This is a genomic window from Leifsonia sp. KNZ13-11D (genome assembly GCF_056754895.1).
Genome location: NZ_JBPGWU010000001.1, coordinates 3,117,092 through 3,132,406 on the forward strand (window position 1 = coordinate 3,117,092; position 15,315 = coordinate 3,132,406).

Here is a 15,315-nt window from a genome sequence, read left to right on the forward strand (position 1 = left end):
GAACAACCGACGACCGTGTCGACGCCTCGGCTCTCGGCTAGTCGAGCTCGATCCAGGCGCCCGACTCGGCCGAGTCGATCACCGCGTCCGTGACCCGCACGGCCCGGAGGCCGTCGGTGAACCGCGGGAGGCCCTCGGGGTTCTCGCCCGCCACGGCGGCGTAGGTGTCGGCGACGAACGCGTTGAACGCGTCCTGGTACCCCTGCGGGTGCCCGGACGGGACCACGCACAGGCGTGCCGCATCCTCGCTGAGCTGGTCGGCGTCGCGGGGCACGATCAGACTCCCCTTCCGCCGGCCGATCCAGAGCGTCTCCGGCTGCTCCTGGTCGAAAGCGACGCTCTCGGCGCTTCCGGCGATCTCGAGCCAGAGCCGGTTCTTGCGGCCGGGGGCGACCTGCGACACCAGGAGGGTGCCGAGTGCGCCCGAGTGCGTCTCGACCACCACGGCGACCGCGTCCTCCGTGGTGATCCCGCTGTGGGAGGCCCGATCGGCGAACACGGTGCGCTTCGTCGCCGACACCCGGCTGACCCGGTCGCCGCTGACGAACTCGACGAGGTCGACGAGGTGCGACCCGATGTCGGCGAACGCCCGGGAGCGGCCGCCCTGGTGGGCGTCCACCCGCCAGTTGTCATCGCTCTCGCCGAGCAGCCAGTCCTGCAGATAGGAGGCGTTGATGCTGAGCACGCGGCCGGCCTCGCCGGAGGCGAACCGCGAGCGCGCTTCGCGCACCATCGGGTGGAAGCGGTACACGAAGGGCACCGTCGCCGTGCGTCCCTCCGCTGCGGCCACGAGGCCTTCGGCGTCGGCGACCGTCGTGGCGAGCGGCTTCTCGCACACCACATCCTTGCCCGCGGCCAGCACCGCGGCCGCTTGTCCGGCGTGCAGGGCGTTGGGCGTGGTGACGTGCACGACGTCGATCGTCTCGTCCAACAGCACCTCGTCGAGGGAGGAGTACGCCCGGCCGGCGCCGAGCCGCTCCGCCGCCGCCAGCGAGCGCTCCGGGGTGGAGGAGACGATGCCGGCCACATCGGCGCGCGCGGCGCGCGCGGCGCGGGAGTGCACCTCCGCCATGAAGCCGCCTCCCACGATCGCGACGCGGAGGCGGGCGCCCGACGCAGTGCCGTCACGGCGGGTCAGCCCCCCGTTCGTCGCCGTAGCCGCCGCTGTCGCGGCCGCTGTCGCCGCGGCGCCCGGCTCGTTCCGGTCCGATCCATCGCTCATGTCGTCCGCCTCACGCCAGGGTCGCAGCGCGCGGATCCCAGTCTTCGGGCAGTGCCGGAGCGACCTCGACAGTGCTCTGCACTTCGACCGGTGTCCGCGACTCCCCCGCCTCGATGGTCGACACCATGATGTCGAGCACGTGGTACGCCTGTTCGCCGGATGCCCGCTCGGGCACGCCGGCCCGGATCGCCCGGGCCAGCTCCACCACGCCGATGCCGCGGGTGTCGGTGGTTCCCGTCGACGGGACCGTCTCCACGCCGTCGGCGCCGTGCACCAGCAGCTCGCCCTCGAACGTGTTCGGATCGGGCACCACGACCGTGCCCTCGATGCCCGCGACCTCGAACTGGGTACGGCCGAGCTTCGAATCGAAACTGAACACGGACTGGGCCGTCTGCCCGCTCTCGAACTCGTAGAGGGCGCTGACGTGCGTCGGGACCGTGACGGCGAACTCCTCCCCGGCGCGCGGGCCGGATCCGATGATGCGGCTCTCCCGCGCCTTCGAGGCGACGGCGCTGACTCGCGCGACCGGGCCGAACAGCTGCACGAGCGCCGTGAGGTAGTAGGGCCCGATGTCGAACAGGGGCCCGGCACCCTCCTGGAAGAGGAAATCGGGGTTCGGGTGCCAGGACTCCGGCCCCGGGCTCTGCATGAGCGTGAGCGCGGTGAGCGGCGCGCCGATGTCGCCGTGCTCGATCAGGCGGCGGGCGGACTGGATGCCGGAACCCAGGAAGGTGTCGGGCGCCGTCGCGACGCGGAGCCCCGCGGCGTGCGCCGCCTCCAGCAGTTCGCGCCCGCTCACGCGGTCGAGGGCGAACGGCTTCTCGCTCCAGACGTGCTTCCCCGCGCCGAGCACCTGCAGGGCGACCTCGACGTGCACCTTGGGGATGGTCAGGTTGACGACGATCTCGATGGCGTCGTCGGCGAGCAGCTCCTCGACCGTTCCGGACCCCGGGACGCCGTACTTGTCGGCCTGCGTCCTGGCGCGCTCGAGGTCGATGTCGGCCACGAACCGCACATCCAGGTCGGGGAACGCGGTGAGGTTCTCGAGGTACTGGTTGCTGATGACTCCGGCGCCGATGACGCCGACTCCGACGCGCCCGGCGCTCACGCGAGGCCCTTCGAGGTGAGGAAGGCGAAGCTGTCGGCGACGGCCTGGAAGCGGTCACCGCGCGAGTCGTCCAGCTCGATCACCCGGAGCGCCTGCGGGGCGGTTGCGATGATCTGCTCGATCGGCAGCGAACCCTGGCCGACGGCGACCTGGTCCTTCGTCTCGTGCGTGCCGGGGCCGTCCTTGATGTGCAGCGCGACGACACGGTCGCCCAGCTTCGGCAGGAACGACACCGGGTCCGCACCGCCCACGGCGACCCAGTACGTGTCGACCTCGAGGACGACCTCGGGTGCGAGCCGACCGGCGAAGAACTCGAGCGCCGACGAGCCCTCGATCGTGCTGGAGATCTCGTGATCGTGATTGTGGTACCCCACGCGGATGCCGTGCGCGGCCGCGACCTCGGCGGCGGCGTTGAGCTGCTCGGCCGTCTTCGCGACGTCGTCGGCGCTCTGCCACTTGTCCGGAGCCACGAACGGATCGATGACCGTCTCGATGCCGAGGGCCTTCGCCGACTCGAACACCCGGTCGAGGTCGCCCCCGATGAAGCTCTGGTGCGTGGTCGGAGCGGAGAGGCCCGCCTCGGCGAGGCCGTCGCGGAGCGCGTCACCGAAATCGAGGAAGGCGAAGGGCTCGACCTGGGTGAACCCGATGTCGGCGAGGCGCTTCAGGGTTCGGACCGTGTCTTCGGTCAGGAGTTCGCGGACCGTGTAGAGCTGCACGGAGACTTTTGACGTCGACACTGTTCTCCTCGTCAGGTTTTGGGTGAGGCTTCTGGGTGGAGGCTTCTGGAGTGGAGGCGCCGAAGGGGCGTGGGAACCATTCAATAGCCACTTCTGCCGGATGTCAAACAAAAGTCGACGTATGCATGCATGACTTTGAGCACCGCACCGTCACTGTGGTTCAATACCCTCATGACCGACAGCGCGCGAGACTCGGTGCTCGTCGCCGCAGACGCCGCGGAGCTGCTGGCGATCCTGCGCGACGGCATCCCCCGCACCCGTGCGCAGCTCGCCGAGCTGACCGGCATGGCGCGGTCGACCATCGCGTCGCGGATCGACACTCTGACCGGGGCCGGCTTGGTCGCCCCCGCCGGGGACGACGTGTCGTCGGGCGGCCGTCCTCCCGCGCGCATCCGGTTCAACCCGGACTCGCGCGTGATCGTCGCGATCGATCTGGGCGCGACCCACGGCGTCGTCGCGCTGGCGAACCTGGCCGGGACCATCGTGGCGAGCGAGTCGCGCCGCCTCCGCATCGCCGAGGGACCGGAGCCGATCCTCGACTGGGCGCTCGAGACGGCGAGCGAGCTGTACATCGCCTCCGGCCGCCAGCCCGAGGAGCTCATCGGCGTGGGCGTCGGCGTCCCGGGCCCGGTGGAGCATTCGACCGGCCTGCCGGTCAACCCGCCGATCATGCCGGGCTGGGACCGGTTCGACATCCCCGCCTACATCCGCCGGGTGTTCGACGTGCCCGTGCTGGTCGACAACGACGTCAACCTGCTCGCGCTGGGCGAGCACGCGCTCATGTACCCGGAGGAGACCGACCTCCTGTTCGTCAAGGTGGCCACGGGTGTCGGAGCCGGCATCATCAGCGGCGGCAGCCTCCAGCGCGGAGCCCTCGGCTCCGCGGGCGACCTCGGTCACGTCCGCGTCCCCTTCGGCACCGACACTCCCAGCCACGGCGAGCAGGACGCCGATCTGGAGTCCCTGGTGAGCGGCCCGGCCATCGCCCGGTCGCTCGCCGCGGCGGGCTTCCCGGCCGCAACGAGCGACGACGTGGTCCAGCTGGCGCGCAGCGGCAACCCCGCCGTCCACAACGCGATCCGTCAGGCGGGCCGCGACCTCGGGGCCGTGGTCGCGACGTGCGTGAACCTCCTCAACCCGTCGACCATCGTGGTCGGCGGGAGCCTCTCCCGCGTCGGCGAGCAGCTGCTCGCCGGGATGCGCGAGGTCGTCTACCAGCGGTCCACACCGCTCGCGACGCAGCATCTCACCATCACGCAATCGCGCTCCGGCGAGACCGGCGGCGTCATCGGGGCCGCCATCATGGTCGTCCAGCGGGCGCTCGATCCCGAGGCGGGCATCCCGCGCACCCTCTTCCGCTGAGACGCGGGAGGCGAGGACCGCGAACCCGAGCACCGCATCCTGAACACACTCGAATCGATTCGAAGACGAAGACGCAGCACAATGACCACCGAAAAGCACACACCATCTGAAAGGAGTGCCGTGAGCACCCGCAGCGATACCCCCGGTCGTCCCCTCCGCGCCGGCGTCGTCGGCCTGGGCTGGGCCGGCCAGCAGCACATGGCCGCCTACGACGCCCTGCCGGGCGTCGAGCTCGTCGCCATCGCCGGGATGGAGGACGGCCCGCGCGCGGAGCTCGGAGAGCAGTACGGCCTCGAGCGCCTCTACCGCGACTGGAAGGACCTCGTGGCGGACGCCGATCTCGATGTCGTCAGCGTCGCGGTGCCCACCTTCCTCCACGCCCCGATCGCGGTCGGAGCGCTGGATGCGGGCATCCACGTCCTCAGCGAGAAGCCGATCGCGCGCACGGCGGCAGAAGCGGAGACGATGGTGGACGCGGCGCACCGCGCCGGCCGCGTGCTCGAAGTCGCCTTCAACCACCGCCGCCGGGGCGACATCCAGGCGCTCAAGGCCGCGATCGACGCCGGCCAGATCGGCCGGCCCTACCACGCCCGCGCCGTCTGGCTGCGCCGGGCGGGCATCCCCGCGCTCGGCAGCTGGTTCACCAACCGTGAGATGGCCGGCGGCGGACCGCTGATCGACATCGGCGTGCATGTGCTCGACTACGCCCTGCACCTCTTCGGCGAGCCCCGGGTCGTCGCGGTGTCCGCGGTCACCCACTCCGAGCTCGGGGTGCGCGGCCGAGGCGGTGCGACCGCCTCGAAGCAGCACGTCGGTTCGGCCTACGAGGTCGAAGACCTGGCGAGCCTGCTGCTCCGGCTCGAAGGCGGAGGCTCGATCGTGCTCGAGACCAGCTGGGCCGCCTACCGCCCCGCCGGCGACGAGTTCGGCATCACGCTGTACGGCACGGAGGGCGGCGCGGACCTGCGCGTCGTCGACTATGCGCCCTCCGGCGAGCTCACCATCTTCACCGGCGACGGCGAGCAGAGCGAGGACATCACCGTCACCGCGGACCCGGGGCGCGGCCACCTGGCGGTGGTCGAGACGTTCCTCGAGCACGTCGCCGACCCGTCCGGATGGGCGAACTGGGACGGCGCTCTCGCCCTCGAGCGGGCGCGCGTCATCGACGCCGCCTACGAGTCCGCGAGGATCGGCGCCGAGGTGCGTCTCGCCCCCTCCGACGCCACGAGCACCCTGGCGCAGCCGGATCCTGCCGCGGCCGCCGCCACCACGAAAGGAGCATGACCATGACCCTGCGTGTCACCGTCTGGAATGAGGGCGTCCACGAGGCGACCCAGCCCGAGATCGCCGCGATCTACCCGCACGGCATCCACGGCGCCATCGCCGAGGGCCTGCGCGATCTCCTCGGCGACGAGGTCGTCGTTCGGACCGCCACCCTCGACGCCCCTGAGCACGGGCTCGACGAGCAGTCGCTCGCCGAGACCGACGTTCTGCTGTGGTGGGGCCACATCGCCCACGACCGCGTCTCGGACGAGGTCGTCGAGCGCGTCCGACGGCATGTGCTCGGCGGGATGGGCCTGATCGTCCTGCACTCCGGTCACTTCTCGAAGATCTTCATCCGGATGCTCGGCACGACCTGCTCGCTGCGCTGGCGCAACCCGGAGGGCGGTGAGCGGGAGCTCGTGTGGACGGTGAACCCGACCCACCCGATCGCCGAGGGCGTCGACCAGCCGATCGTCATCGACGCGCAGGAGATGTACGGCGAGTTCTTCGACATCCCCACGCCCGACGACCTGGTCTTCATCAGCTCGTTCACCGGCGGCGAGGTGTTCCGTTCCGGCGTCACCTTCACGCGCGGACGCGGCAAGATCTTCTACTTCAGCCCGGGCGACCAGGCGTACCCGGTGTACTTCCACCCTCAGGTGCGCCGGGTGCTGGCCAACGGCGTCCGCTGGGCGGCTCCGGTCCCAGGCGCCCGCCAGGCGCCCGAGGTGTCGAACCCCCAACCTGTCTGAGCGACGCCCGTCCGAGCACCGCCACCCCGACCGCCGCAAAACCGACCGCCGCAAAACCGAGGAGACGAGACCCATGACCGACGCCCTCGCGACGCTCCCCGAGCCGCGCCACCCCGACCCCGCGGACGCCCCGCCGCTGCGCTGGGGCGTGCTCGGCCCGGGCGGCATCGCCGCAGACTTCACCGCTGCGCTCCACCGTCACACCCGGCAGCGGGTCGTCGCGGCCGGGTCCCGCTCGGCCGAACGTGCGGCGGCGTTCGCCGCGGCGCACGGCGCAGAGCGCTCCTACGGGTCGTACGAGGCGCTCGTCGCCGACCCGGACGTCGATGTGGTCTACGTCGCGACCCCGCACAGCGAGCACCTGGAGCACGCGCTCCTGGCCATCGCCGCCGGGAAGCACGTGCTCATCGAGAAGCCGATGGCGGTCACCGCGGACCAGGCCCGCCGGATCGTCGCCGCCGCCCGCGAGGCCGGCGTCTTCGCCATGGAGGCGATGTGGACCCGGTACCTGCCGCAGACCGACATCGTGCGACAGCTGATGGAGCGCGACGCGCTCGGCGAGCTCCGTGTCGTGACCGCCGACTTCGGCGGCCGCCCGGCGTTCGACCCCACGAGCCGCCTCTGGGATCCGGCGCTCGCGGGCGGCGCCCTCCTCGACCTCGGGGTGTATACGGTCTCGTGGGCGTCGTTCGCCCTGGGCGCCCCGGCCGGCATCATCGCGACGGGCACCCTGGCGGAGACCGGGGTGGATGCGCAGGCCGCACTGCTGCTGTCCTCGGCCGACGGCGCGCAGGCGCTGCTGAGCACGAGCCTCCTGGCGGGCACGCCGTCGCTCGCCACGATCTGCGGCAGCGAGGGACGGGTCGAGACCGACAGTCCGTTCTGGGGCCCGAGCGGTCTCCGCGTCTTCCGGGCCGACGGCACGCTCGCCGCGCACTGGCGCGACCCCTACGGGCGCCCGTACCGGGACGGCATGGCGTACGAGGCCGCCGCTCTCGCGCGCTTCGTCGCGGAGGGCCGCACCGAGTCGCCGCTGCACCCGCTGGCGGAGGCCGTGGACACGCTCGCGACCATCGACGAGGCCCGCAGGCAACTCGGCGCGACGCGCGTGGAGTGACGGCGAGGGTCGGCGCGAGGCGGCACAATGGAGGGGTGCTCGACTCCGCTCCGTACCGCACCGCCGACCTGTACCGGCCGGCCGTCCTGGCGGATCTGAGCCCGGCGCGACCGGCCCCCGTCCCGGTGGTGCCCGCGGTGCCCGGTCAGACGGGGCATCTGGCACGGGTGGTGGCACGCTCGAGCGACCGCGTCGGCTGGCTGCGGGCGCGGAGCCGCGGGATCACCGCCACCGACGTCGCCAAGCTGTCGAGCCCGCGCTCGATCCGTGCGGCCGCCTACGACAAACTGCACGGCACCGGCTTCAGCGGCAACATCTTCACGCAGCACGGTCGTTCGCGCGAGCCCGAGATCGCCGCGTGGGTGGCCGCGACGCACGGCATCGAGCCGTCCGACCTGCTCTTCCACGCGGAGCGCGACCGCCGGCACCTGGCCACACCGGACGGGCTGATCCTCCGCACGGGCGGTCGCATCGAGCTGGCCGAGATCAAGACGACCAACAAGCCGTTCCGCAGCATCCCGCGCCCCTACCTGCGTCAGATCTGGTGGCAGCAGTACGTGCTGGGCGCCGAGCGCACCCTCTTCGTCTGGGAGCAGCACAACGGCTTCGTCCCTCTGCGTGACGAGCCGGAGTGCCGCTGGGTGGACCGCGACGACGCGGAGATCGCCAAGCTCGTCGCTCTGGCCGCCGACCTCATCGAGGTCCTGCGTCAGGCGACCTCGGCGCGCCCGCCCGCTCCGACGGTCCCCGGAGCGCCGACGACCGGCTCCGCCTCGGCCCCCGCCGCGACCGGCGCGACAGCGACGACGGCCACCGGGATGCGCGTCAGCGCCACCGCGTAGACGGCGATCCACGCGACCGCGACGGTCGTGCCGATCAGTTCCAGCCACGCCCCGACATCCGCGCCGACCCGCACGATCGCCAGCAGCCCGCCCACGATGGTGATCACCGCGACCGCCGCGCAGCTGATCCGCGAGAGGCGGGACACGCGCGGCAGGCTCCGGCTGAAGCCGACCTGCAGCATGGCGAAGCACGCCGCGGCGAACCCCAGCACAGCCGAGACAGTGTGGATGAGGTCCTGCGGCGTCGACCGCGGATCGACGAGTGGCACCGGGCAGTAGGCCGAGCAGGTGACCTGCGAGGCGAGCACGAAGCACAGCGCTGCGAAGCCGAGGCTGAGCGCCGGCGACCACCGGCCCAGCAGTGGGGCGGTCGATCGCACATGGCCGCTCGCCAGCGCGATCGCGAAACCACCGGCCGCGATGAGCAGCAGCGCGACGGCGAACGGACCGGCCGTGGGCGCACCCCGGGCCCCGAGTTCGCTCACATAGACCGGGTACGGGACCGTCAGGCGAGCAGCCCAGATGATGGTCAATCCGCCCAGGACGCAGATCGTGCCGAGGGCGAGCAGGATCGGGACGGCGCGCTGCCAGCCGCGCGCGAACGCCGGGACGGCGAACGGCTCGCGGGCGATCAGCAGCAGTCGTCGCACAGGGCCTCCTCGGTCCGGGTCGATGAATCCTACCCGGCGCGCCGCTGGGAACGTCCTGGGGGTATCCGAAACAGACTGTTCACATGCGGTGACCCGTCCGTAACACCGGCGACGCATGGCCGGGATTGACTGGAGAGACACCGCCCGGCGCGGCGGCTGACGGATGAGGGGATGACGAATGCCGAAGACCATGCGGGCGGCGCTGCTCGACGAGGCCGGTGGGCCCGACTCCCTGCGCATCGGCGACACCCCTTACCCGGACAAGGTGAACTCCGAGTTCCTCGTCAAGGTCGTCGCCTCGAGCGTCAACCCGATCGACGCGAAGACGCGCGCCGGACGCGGAGTGTTCGACGCCATCCACAGCTTCCCCGCCGTGCTCGGTCACGACTTCAGCGGCGTCGTCGTCGAGTCGCCCTACAGTGCGCATCCGATCCGCCCCGGCGACGAGGTGTTCGGGATGGTGATGGTGCCGCGCTACGGCGGCAGCTACGCGGAATACCTGTCCGTGCCTTCGCTCAGCGTGGTGCGCAAGCCCGCCACGCTCTCGCACATCGAAGCCGCGGCTGCCCCCCTGGCGGCGCTGACCGCGTGGGGCCTGGTCGTCGAGGTCGCGAAGGCGCACGAGGGGCAGCGGATGCTCATCCACGCCGGCAGCGGCGGTGTCGGGCACTTCGCGGTGCAGTTCGCGTCCTACTTCGGCGCCCATGTCATCGCGACCGCGTCGGGCAGCAAGGCGTCCTGGCTGCGCTCCCTCGGCGCCGCGGAGGTGGTGGACTACACGACCACCCGGTTCGAGGAAGTGGTGCACGATGCCGATGTCGTGATCGACCTCGTCGGCAACGTGCACGACGACACCGGCACGCGGTCGCTCTCCGTGGTGCGCCCGGGCGGCCTCATCATCAACGTCCCCACCGGCAGCTGGCCCACCTTCACGGAGGACGTGGCCGGCGCCGGGCTGCGCGGCACCCACTACAAGGTCGCACCGGACGGCAACACGCTCGCCGTCATCGCCCGACTGCTCGAGGCGGGTAACGTGCGGGTGCACGTCGACCAGATCTTCCCGCTCGAGCGGATCGCCGAGGCTCATGAGGCGATCGAGGCGGGTCACACCCGCGGCAAGGTGGTCGTGAAGATCGCCGAGGGCTAGGGGCCGACCGGCTCGAGTGCCCGCTCCATCACCCAGTCGTCCTCGTAGCGGTCGCCCACCAGGAAGCGCTTCGACCCGACCCGCTCGAAGCCGTGCTTGCCGTAGAAGCGGTGCGCACGTTCGTTCTCCTCGTTGACCCCCAGCCAGATCCCGGCGGCGCCCGACTCGGCGGCGACCCGCAGGCTCTCCGCCATCAAGCGACCGGCGACGCCCTGACCGTGGTGGCCCGGCATCACGTAGCACTTGCTGAGCTCGGCGCTGGGCCGCAGCCGGATGCTGCCCCGCACATCCTCGTCGCCCGGCTCGCCGAGGTTCACCATGGTGTAGCCGATCGCGCCGCTCTCATCCTCGGCGAGCAGCAGCCGTCTCGCCGGGTCCGCGAGGTACTCGGCGAAGCGCTCCTCGGAGAGCACGGCGGCGATGAACGCCGCCTTCGCCTCCGCGGTGGTGTGGGGCGGGCAGGCGAGCGGGAAGGTCGCAGCGGCGACGGCGGCCAGGGCGGCCGCGTCACCGGCGGCCGCCGGGCGGATGGTGATGGTCACGCATCCAGCCTAGACAGCGGAACGACCGCCTCCCGATCGGGAGACGGTCGTTCCGGGCGGCATGCGGCTAGTGCCGGCCCTGGGCGACCCAGCTGAGCAGGTCGAAGGAGACGCCGCCGAGTCCGGTGACGTCGTCGTAGCCCTTCGCGGTCTTCAGCGAGGTGTCCTGGTCCATCGTCACCAGGTAGGTGTTGCCGCTGATCTTGCTGGTGTACACCAGCGCCTGCGGCGGGTTCTGCGGCTGCACGTCGCGGAACGCGTTCGGCAGGATGCGCTTCACGCCGTAGAGCGTCGGATTGGCGAACCCGATCGTGGTGCGGGTCGCCTGCTGCACGATCGCGATCTGGGCGGCGACGATCGGCGAGGCCAGCGACGTCCCGCCGTAGGTCTCGTTGATGTAGTCGCCGGTCGCGAGCGTCGTGTCGTCCACGATGGGCCGGATCCCGATCGAGAAGCCGGTGTACGGGTCGGCGAGAGCTGCGACGTCGGGGGACACGCGCTTCCCCTGGGCGAGAGCCGCAGGGACGATGCCGCGCTGGTAGTCGGGCTGCGCGAACACCGCGCTCACCCCACCACCGGCGCCCCCCACGAACCGGGTGCCCGGCAGCGGCTGGGCGTAGCTCAGGGTGCCGTCCGCGTTCTTGACGATCTGGTCGAACTGGTCGCCCCAGCCGGTCTCCCACGCGATCGTGCCGTTCTTGTCGATCCCGGTGCTGGTGCCGCCGACCGAGGTCACCCACGGGGAGGACGCCGGGAAGTCCGGCGAGGCGTAGCCGAGGTTCGCGACCTCGTCGCCGTTGTCACCGCTGGAGAAGTACAGGCCGATCCCCTCGCCGGCCGCCTGCAGCTGCAGGTTGACCTCGCCCTGGATCACGTCCGACGGCACGGCCTCACCGAGGTTTCCGTAGCTGTTGCTGACGATGTCGGCGAGCTTGTTGTCCAGGATCTTCGACATCGCGATGTCCAGGCCGCCCGAGCAGTCGGTACCGCCGACGTAGAGGATGCGCGCACCCGGTGCGATGCCGTGGACCGACTCGACGTCGAGCGTCTGCTCGCCCTGCCATCCGCTCGGCTGCTGGCAGAGCTCCTGGTCGGTGAACTCGCTCGGCTTGGGGACGAGCTGCTGGTAGCTGGAGTTCGTCAGACCCGGCTCGCCGTTCTGCTGCGAGTAGCTGTTGACGTCCTTCAGGATGCTGGGGCTGGCGTACGCGTCGATGATGGCGACGGTCTGGCCGGTGCCGTCGATGCCCTTCGCGGCGAGGTCCGTCAGGCCGTAAGCGCTGCGCAGCTGCTTCGGCGTGTAGCCGCAGTTGTTGGTGCTGTACTGCGTCTGCCCGTTGTACGCGGGCGGGACGGTCACCGTGTGCTCGCCGATGTAGTCCGAGCACGGGGCGTCGATCACCGGCGCCGCAGCGGCCAGCTTGCGCGAGACCTGCGGGTCGCCGGTCGCGCCGAGATCGCCCTGTTTGATCGAGTCGGGGCGTGTGGTCGTGCGCGACTGCTCGACGCTGATCGCCGACACCTTCGCCGCGATCGATGCCGGCACCGACGGAGCGGAGGCCGGAGCGATCAGCTCCCGGTCGCCGTGCTTGAACGAGTGCAGCGACGTGCCGAATACGGAGCCGAGCTGGTCGGGCGTCCCCCGGAACACGACGTACTGACGGCTGTCCGGGACACCCTGGATGGTGAGCCCCGCCGCCGTGATGAAGGCGACCACCGAGTCGAAGTCCGCCTTCGTCGGCGAGAACCGGTTGATCCACTGCTGCGGAGACAGCGCCTTGCGATAGCTGTGGTCCAGCGGGTTGGACACGGCCTTGGCGAGCGCCTCCGCGCCCTTCTGGTCGCGGAGCGGGAGGTAGATCTCACCCTGCACCGTGGTGTCGGCGGGAGCCGCGCCGGCGTCGTTCGCCGCGGTGGCCCAGGCGGGCACGGAGCCGGCGTAGGTCACCCGGTCGGCGGCGCCGGCCGCTGATGCCCCCGCCAACGACAAAGCCACCACGGCGGACGTGGTGGCGAGGATCCCGAGTGCCCTCTTGTGGAGGGATCGAGTGGTGCGACGTGTCATGAATGTCCATCCTTCGATTCGGACGAGCCCTTCGCTGGGCCGCCGCGCGACGCGCGACAGGAGAGACCCTAAACCTGGTCGTTCTACCGCCACAAGAGGGGGTAGACGACTCTGTCGAAATCGTTCAGATGGATGAAGAATTCTCACAACGCAAATGGGTCTCGACACATCCCCGGAAAGCCGACGGGGCCGGGGCCGACCAGCGGCCCCGACCCCGTCGGGAGGTTCGTAGAACGAACTCAGATGGCGTTGACGTCCAGCGGGATGCCCGGGCCGAACGTGGTCGACACGGCGCCCTTCTGGATGTAACGGCCCTTCGCGGCGGACGGCTTGAGACGCACGACCTCCTCGAGGGCGGTGGTGATGTTGTCGTTCAGCTGCTCCGCGGTGAAGCCGGCCTTGCCGACGACGAAGTGCACGTTGGCGTGCTTGTCGACACGGAACTCGATCTTTCCGCCCTTGATGTCGGAGACGGCCTTCGCCACATCCGGGGTGACCGTGCCGGTCTTCGGGTTCGGCATGAGGCCGCGCGGGCCGAGCACCTTACCGAGACGGCCGACCTGGCCCATGAGCTCCGGGGTGGAGACGGCCGCGTCGAAGTCGGTGTAGCCGCCGGCCACCTTCTCGATCAGGTCGGCGCCGCCGACCTCGTCCGCACCGGCGGCGATGGCCGCCTCAGCCGCGGGGCCGGTGGCGAACACGATGACGCGGGCGGTCTTACCCGTACCGTGAGGAAGAATGACGGTACCGCGGACCATCTGGTCCGCCTTGCGCGGGTCGACGCCGAGCTTCAGCGCGACCTCGACGGTCGAGTTGAACTTGGCGGAACCGGTCTCCTTCGCCAGGGCGACGGCCTCGGCGGGGGTGTAGAACTTGCCGGCCTCGATCTTCTCGGCCGCGGCCCGGTAGGCCTTGGACTTCTGTGCCATGTGATTTCTCCTAACGAGAATGTGGTGCGAGCCTGGCCGGCTCTTCCACGAGATGTCTGTGGGGGTGCGGGGCTTACGCCTCGACCGTGATGCCCATCGAACGGGCGGTGCCTGCGATGATCTTCGACGCCGCGTCGATGTCGTTGGCGTTGAGGTCGACCATCTTCTGCTCGGCGATCTGGCGCACCTGCTCCTGGGTCAGCTTGCCGACCTTGGTGGTGTGCGGGACGCCGGAGCCCTTGGGGACGCCTGCCGCCTTCTTGATCAGCTCTGCCGCCGGCGGGGTCTTCAGGACGAACGTGAACGAGCGGTCCTCGTACACGGTGATCTCGACCGGGATGACGTTGCCGCGCTGCGACTCGGTGGCCGCGTTGTACGCCTTGCAGAACTCCATGATGTTCACGCCGTGCTGACCCAGAGCCGGGCCGATCGGCGGGGCCGGGTTGGCAGCGCCGGCGTTGATCTGAAGCTTGATCAGACCGGTGACCTTCTTCTTCGGTGCCATGTCTCTTCCTTCTTTGTGTATTCGAGCGGGTCAGGCCGCAGCCCTCGTCGCTCTCCCGGTTTCTCGGCCCTTCCGAGACCCGGTGTTCTGAAAAACAGTGGGGAGGCTCTGAATGTTCCCTAGAGCTTCGTGACCTGGTCGAAGCTGAGCTCGACCGGCGTCTCGCGCTCGAACAGGGACACGAGCACGGTGAGCTTGCCGCTCTCCGGCTTGATCTCGCTGATCGAACCCGGCAGGCCCGCGAACGAGCCCTCCTTGATGGTGATGGTCTCGCCGATCTCGAAGTCGACCTCGGCGGGGATGACACGCGCGGCGGCCTTCTGGCCCTTCGCGGAGCCCTTGGCCGGAGCGGCCTCGACCTGCACGAGGCTCTTCAGCATCGAGAAGGCCTCCTCGAAGCGCAGCGGCGTGGGGTTGTGCGCGTTGCCGACGAAGCCGGTGACGCCCGGCGTGTGACGGACGACCGACCAGCTGTCCTCGTTGAGGTCCATGCGCACGAGCACATAGCCGGGGATGCGGACCCGGTTGACCATCTTGCGCTGGCCGTTCTTGATCTCGACCACGTCCTCCATCGGGACCTGGACCTCGTAGATGTAGTCCTCCATGTTCATCGAGACCATGCGGTTCTCGATGTTGGACTTCACGCGGCGCTCGAAGCCCGCGTACGAGTGGATGACGTACCACTTGCCGATCTTCGAGCGCAGCTCGGTGCGGAACGCCTCGTAGGGGTCGGCGACCGCCTCCTCCTCCTCGTCCTCGACGGCGTCGGCGGCCGCCTCGGCCTCGTCCGCGCTGTCGACCTCGAGGGCCTCGTCGACGATGCGGTCGGCCTCGGGGTCGACCGCCTCCGCCATCGCGTCGAGCACGGCGTCGAGGTCGACCTCGGTGCCGTCGTCGGCGACGACGTGCAGCGCCTCGTGCTCGGCCGCGTCGGACGCCTCGTCCTCGCTCGCGAGGACGTTGCCGGTCTGCGCCTCGTCGTCTTCGGAGGACTGCTCCGCAGCGGGGGCCCAGTCCACGTCGTCGCGATTCGTCTCAGACACTGAATTCATTCCATTTCTTGTCGGGGAG

Annotated in this window: 14 protein-coding genes and 1 pseudogene; 6 read left to right on the forward strand and 9 right to left on the reverse strand. The window is 70.5% G+C overall.

Annotation, left to right across the window (positions count from 1 at the left end; all coding sequences use genetic code 11):
- Positions 1-37: 37 nt before the first annotated feature.
- From ACR9Y5_RS15255 to ACR9Y5_RS15265, 3 genes are read right to left on the reverse strand one after another with little or no spacing between them, the layout of a single operon-like run.
- Complete coding sequence (locus ACR9Y5_RS15255; protein WP_481298737.1) at positions 38-1,222, reverse strand: Gfo/Idh/MocA family protein; 1,185 nt, start codon at positions 1,220-1,222, stop codon at positions 38-40.
- A gap of 10 nt (positions 1,223-1,232) precedes the next feature.
- A complete protein-coding gene (locus ACR9Y5_RS15260; protein WP_481298738.1) occupies positions 1,233-2,330 on the reverse strand; it encodes a Gfo/Idh/MocA family protein in 1,098 nt (365 codons plus the stop codon).
- A complete protein-coding gene (locus ACR9Y5_RS15265; RefSeq protein ID WP_481299594.1) occupies positions 2,327-3,049 on the reverse strand; it encodes a sugar phosphate isomerase/epimerase family protein in 723 nt (240 codons plus the stop codon). Before ACR9Y5_RS15265 ends, ACR9Y5_RS15260 begins: the two co-directional genes overlap by 4 nt.
- Positions 3,050-3,241: 192 nt before the next feature.
- Here ACR9Y5_RS15265 and ACR9Y5_RS15270 point away from each other — a divergent pair, with 192 nt between their 5' ends.
- The 5 genes from ACR9Y5_RS15270 (at position 3,242) to ACR9Y5_RS15290 (ending at position 8,406) form a co-directional block, all read left to right on the forward strand.
- The gene (locus ACR9Y5_RS15270) at positions 3,242-4,432 is read left to right on the forward strand and encodes an ROK family transcriptional regulator (protein ID WP_481298739.1); all 1,191 of its coding nucleotides are present in this window, start codon (positions 3,242-3,244) and stop codon (positions 4,430-4,432) included.
- A gap of 81 nt (positions 4,433-4,513) precedes the next feature.
- A complete protein-coding gene (locus ACR9Y5_RS15275; protein WP_481298740.1) occupies positions 4,514-5,716 on the forward strand; it encodes a Gfo/Idh/MocA family protein in 1,203 nt (400 codons plus the stop codon).
- Positions 5,713-6,447, forward strand: a complete 735-nt coding sequence (locus ACR9Y5_RS15280; RefSeq protein ID WP_481298741.1) for a ThuA domain-containing protein — start codon at positions 5,713-5,715, stop codon at positions 6,445-6,447. The genes ACR9Y5_RS15275 and ACR9Y5_RS15280 overlap by 4 nt, the downstream gene beginning before the upstream one ends.
- Before the next feature lie 73 nt (positions 6,448-6,520).
- A complete protein-coding gene (locus ACR9Y5_RS15285) occupies positions 6,521-7,564 on the forward strand; it encodes a Gfo/Idh/MocA family protein (RefSeq protein ID WP_481298742.1) in 1,044 nt (347 codons plus the stop codon).
- Complete coding sequence (locus tag ACR9Y5_RS15290; RefSeq protein WP_481298743.1) at positions 7,561-8,406, forward strand: YqaJ viral recombinase family protein; 846 nt, start codon at positions 7,561-7,563, stop codon at positions 8,404-8,406. The genes ACR9Y5_RS15285 and ACR9Y5_RS15290 overlap by 4 nt, the downstream gene beginning before the upstream one ends.
- Positions 8,407-8,456: 50 nt before the next feature.
- Here ACR9Y5_RS15290 and ACR9Y5_RS15295 read toward each other — a convergent pair.
- A pseudogene (locus ACR9Y5_RS15295) lies at positions 8,457-9,296 on the reverse strand (DUF998 domain-containing protein); the annotation flags it as partial.
- Here ACR9Y5_RS15295 and ACR9Y5_RS15300 point away from each other — a divergent pair.
- Positions 9,235-10,203, forward strand: a complete 969-nt coding sequence (locus ACR9Y5_RS15300; protein WP_481298744.1) for an NADP-dependent oxidoreductase — start codon at positions 9,235-9,237, stop codon at positions 10,201-10,203. The pseudogene ACR9Y5_RS15295 and the gene ACR9Y5_RS15300 overlap by 62 nt on opposite strands.
- Here ACR9Y5_RS15300 and ACR9Y5_RS15305 read toward each other — a convergent pair.
- The 5 genes from ACR9Y5_RS15305 to nusG form a co-directional block, all read right to left on the reverse strand.
- Positions 10,200-10,745 carry a GNAT family N-acetyltransferase gene (locus ACR9Y5_RS15305; RefSeq protein ID WP_481298745.1) on the reverse strand — a complete coding sequence of 182 codons (546 nt, stop codon included), beginning with the start codon at positions 10,743-10,745 and terminating at the stop codon, positions 10,200-10,202. The two genes, ACR9Y5_RS15300 and ACR9Y5_RS15305, sit on opposite strands and share 4 nt — an antisense overlap.
- Positions 10,746-10,812: 67 nt before the next feature.
- On the reverse strand, positions 10,813-12,810 hold the full coding sequence (locus ACR9Y5_RS15310) for a S53 family peptidase (RefSeq protein WP_481298746.1): 1,998 nt from the start codon (positions 12,808-12,810) through the stop codon (positions 10,813-10,815).
- A 239-nt stretch (positions 12,811-13,049) separates the two neighbouring features.
- Positions 13,050-13,739 carry a 50S ribosomal protein L1 gene (gene rplA, locus ACR9Y5_RS15315; protein ID WP_310134207.1) on the reverse strand — a complete coding sequence of 230 codons (690 nt, stop codon included), beginning with the start codon at positions 13,737-13,739 and terminating at the stop codon, positions 13,050-13,052.
- Positions 13,740-13,812: 73 nt separating this feature from the next.
- Positions 13,813-14,244: a 50S ribosomal protein L11 gene (gene rplK, locus ACR9Y5_RS15320; RefSeq protein WP_175335715.1), complete on the reverse strand. Its 432-nt coding sequence runs from the start codon at positions 14,242-14,244 to the stop codon at positions 13,813-13,815.
- 119 nt (positions 14,245-14,363) lie between these two features.
- Positions 14,364-15,287: a transcription termination/antitermination protein NusG gene (gene nusG / locus ACR9Y5_RS15325; protein ID WP_481298747.1), complete on the reverse strand. Its 924-nt coding sequence runs from the start codon at positions 15,285-15,287 to the stop codon at positions 14,364-14,366.
- Positions 15,288-15,315 lie beyond the last annotated feature (28 nt).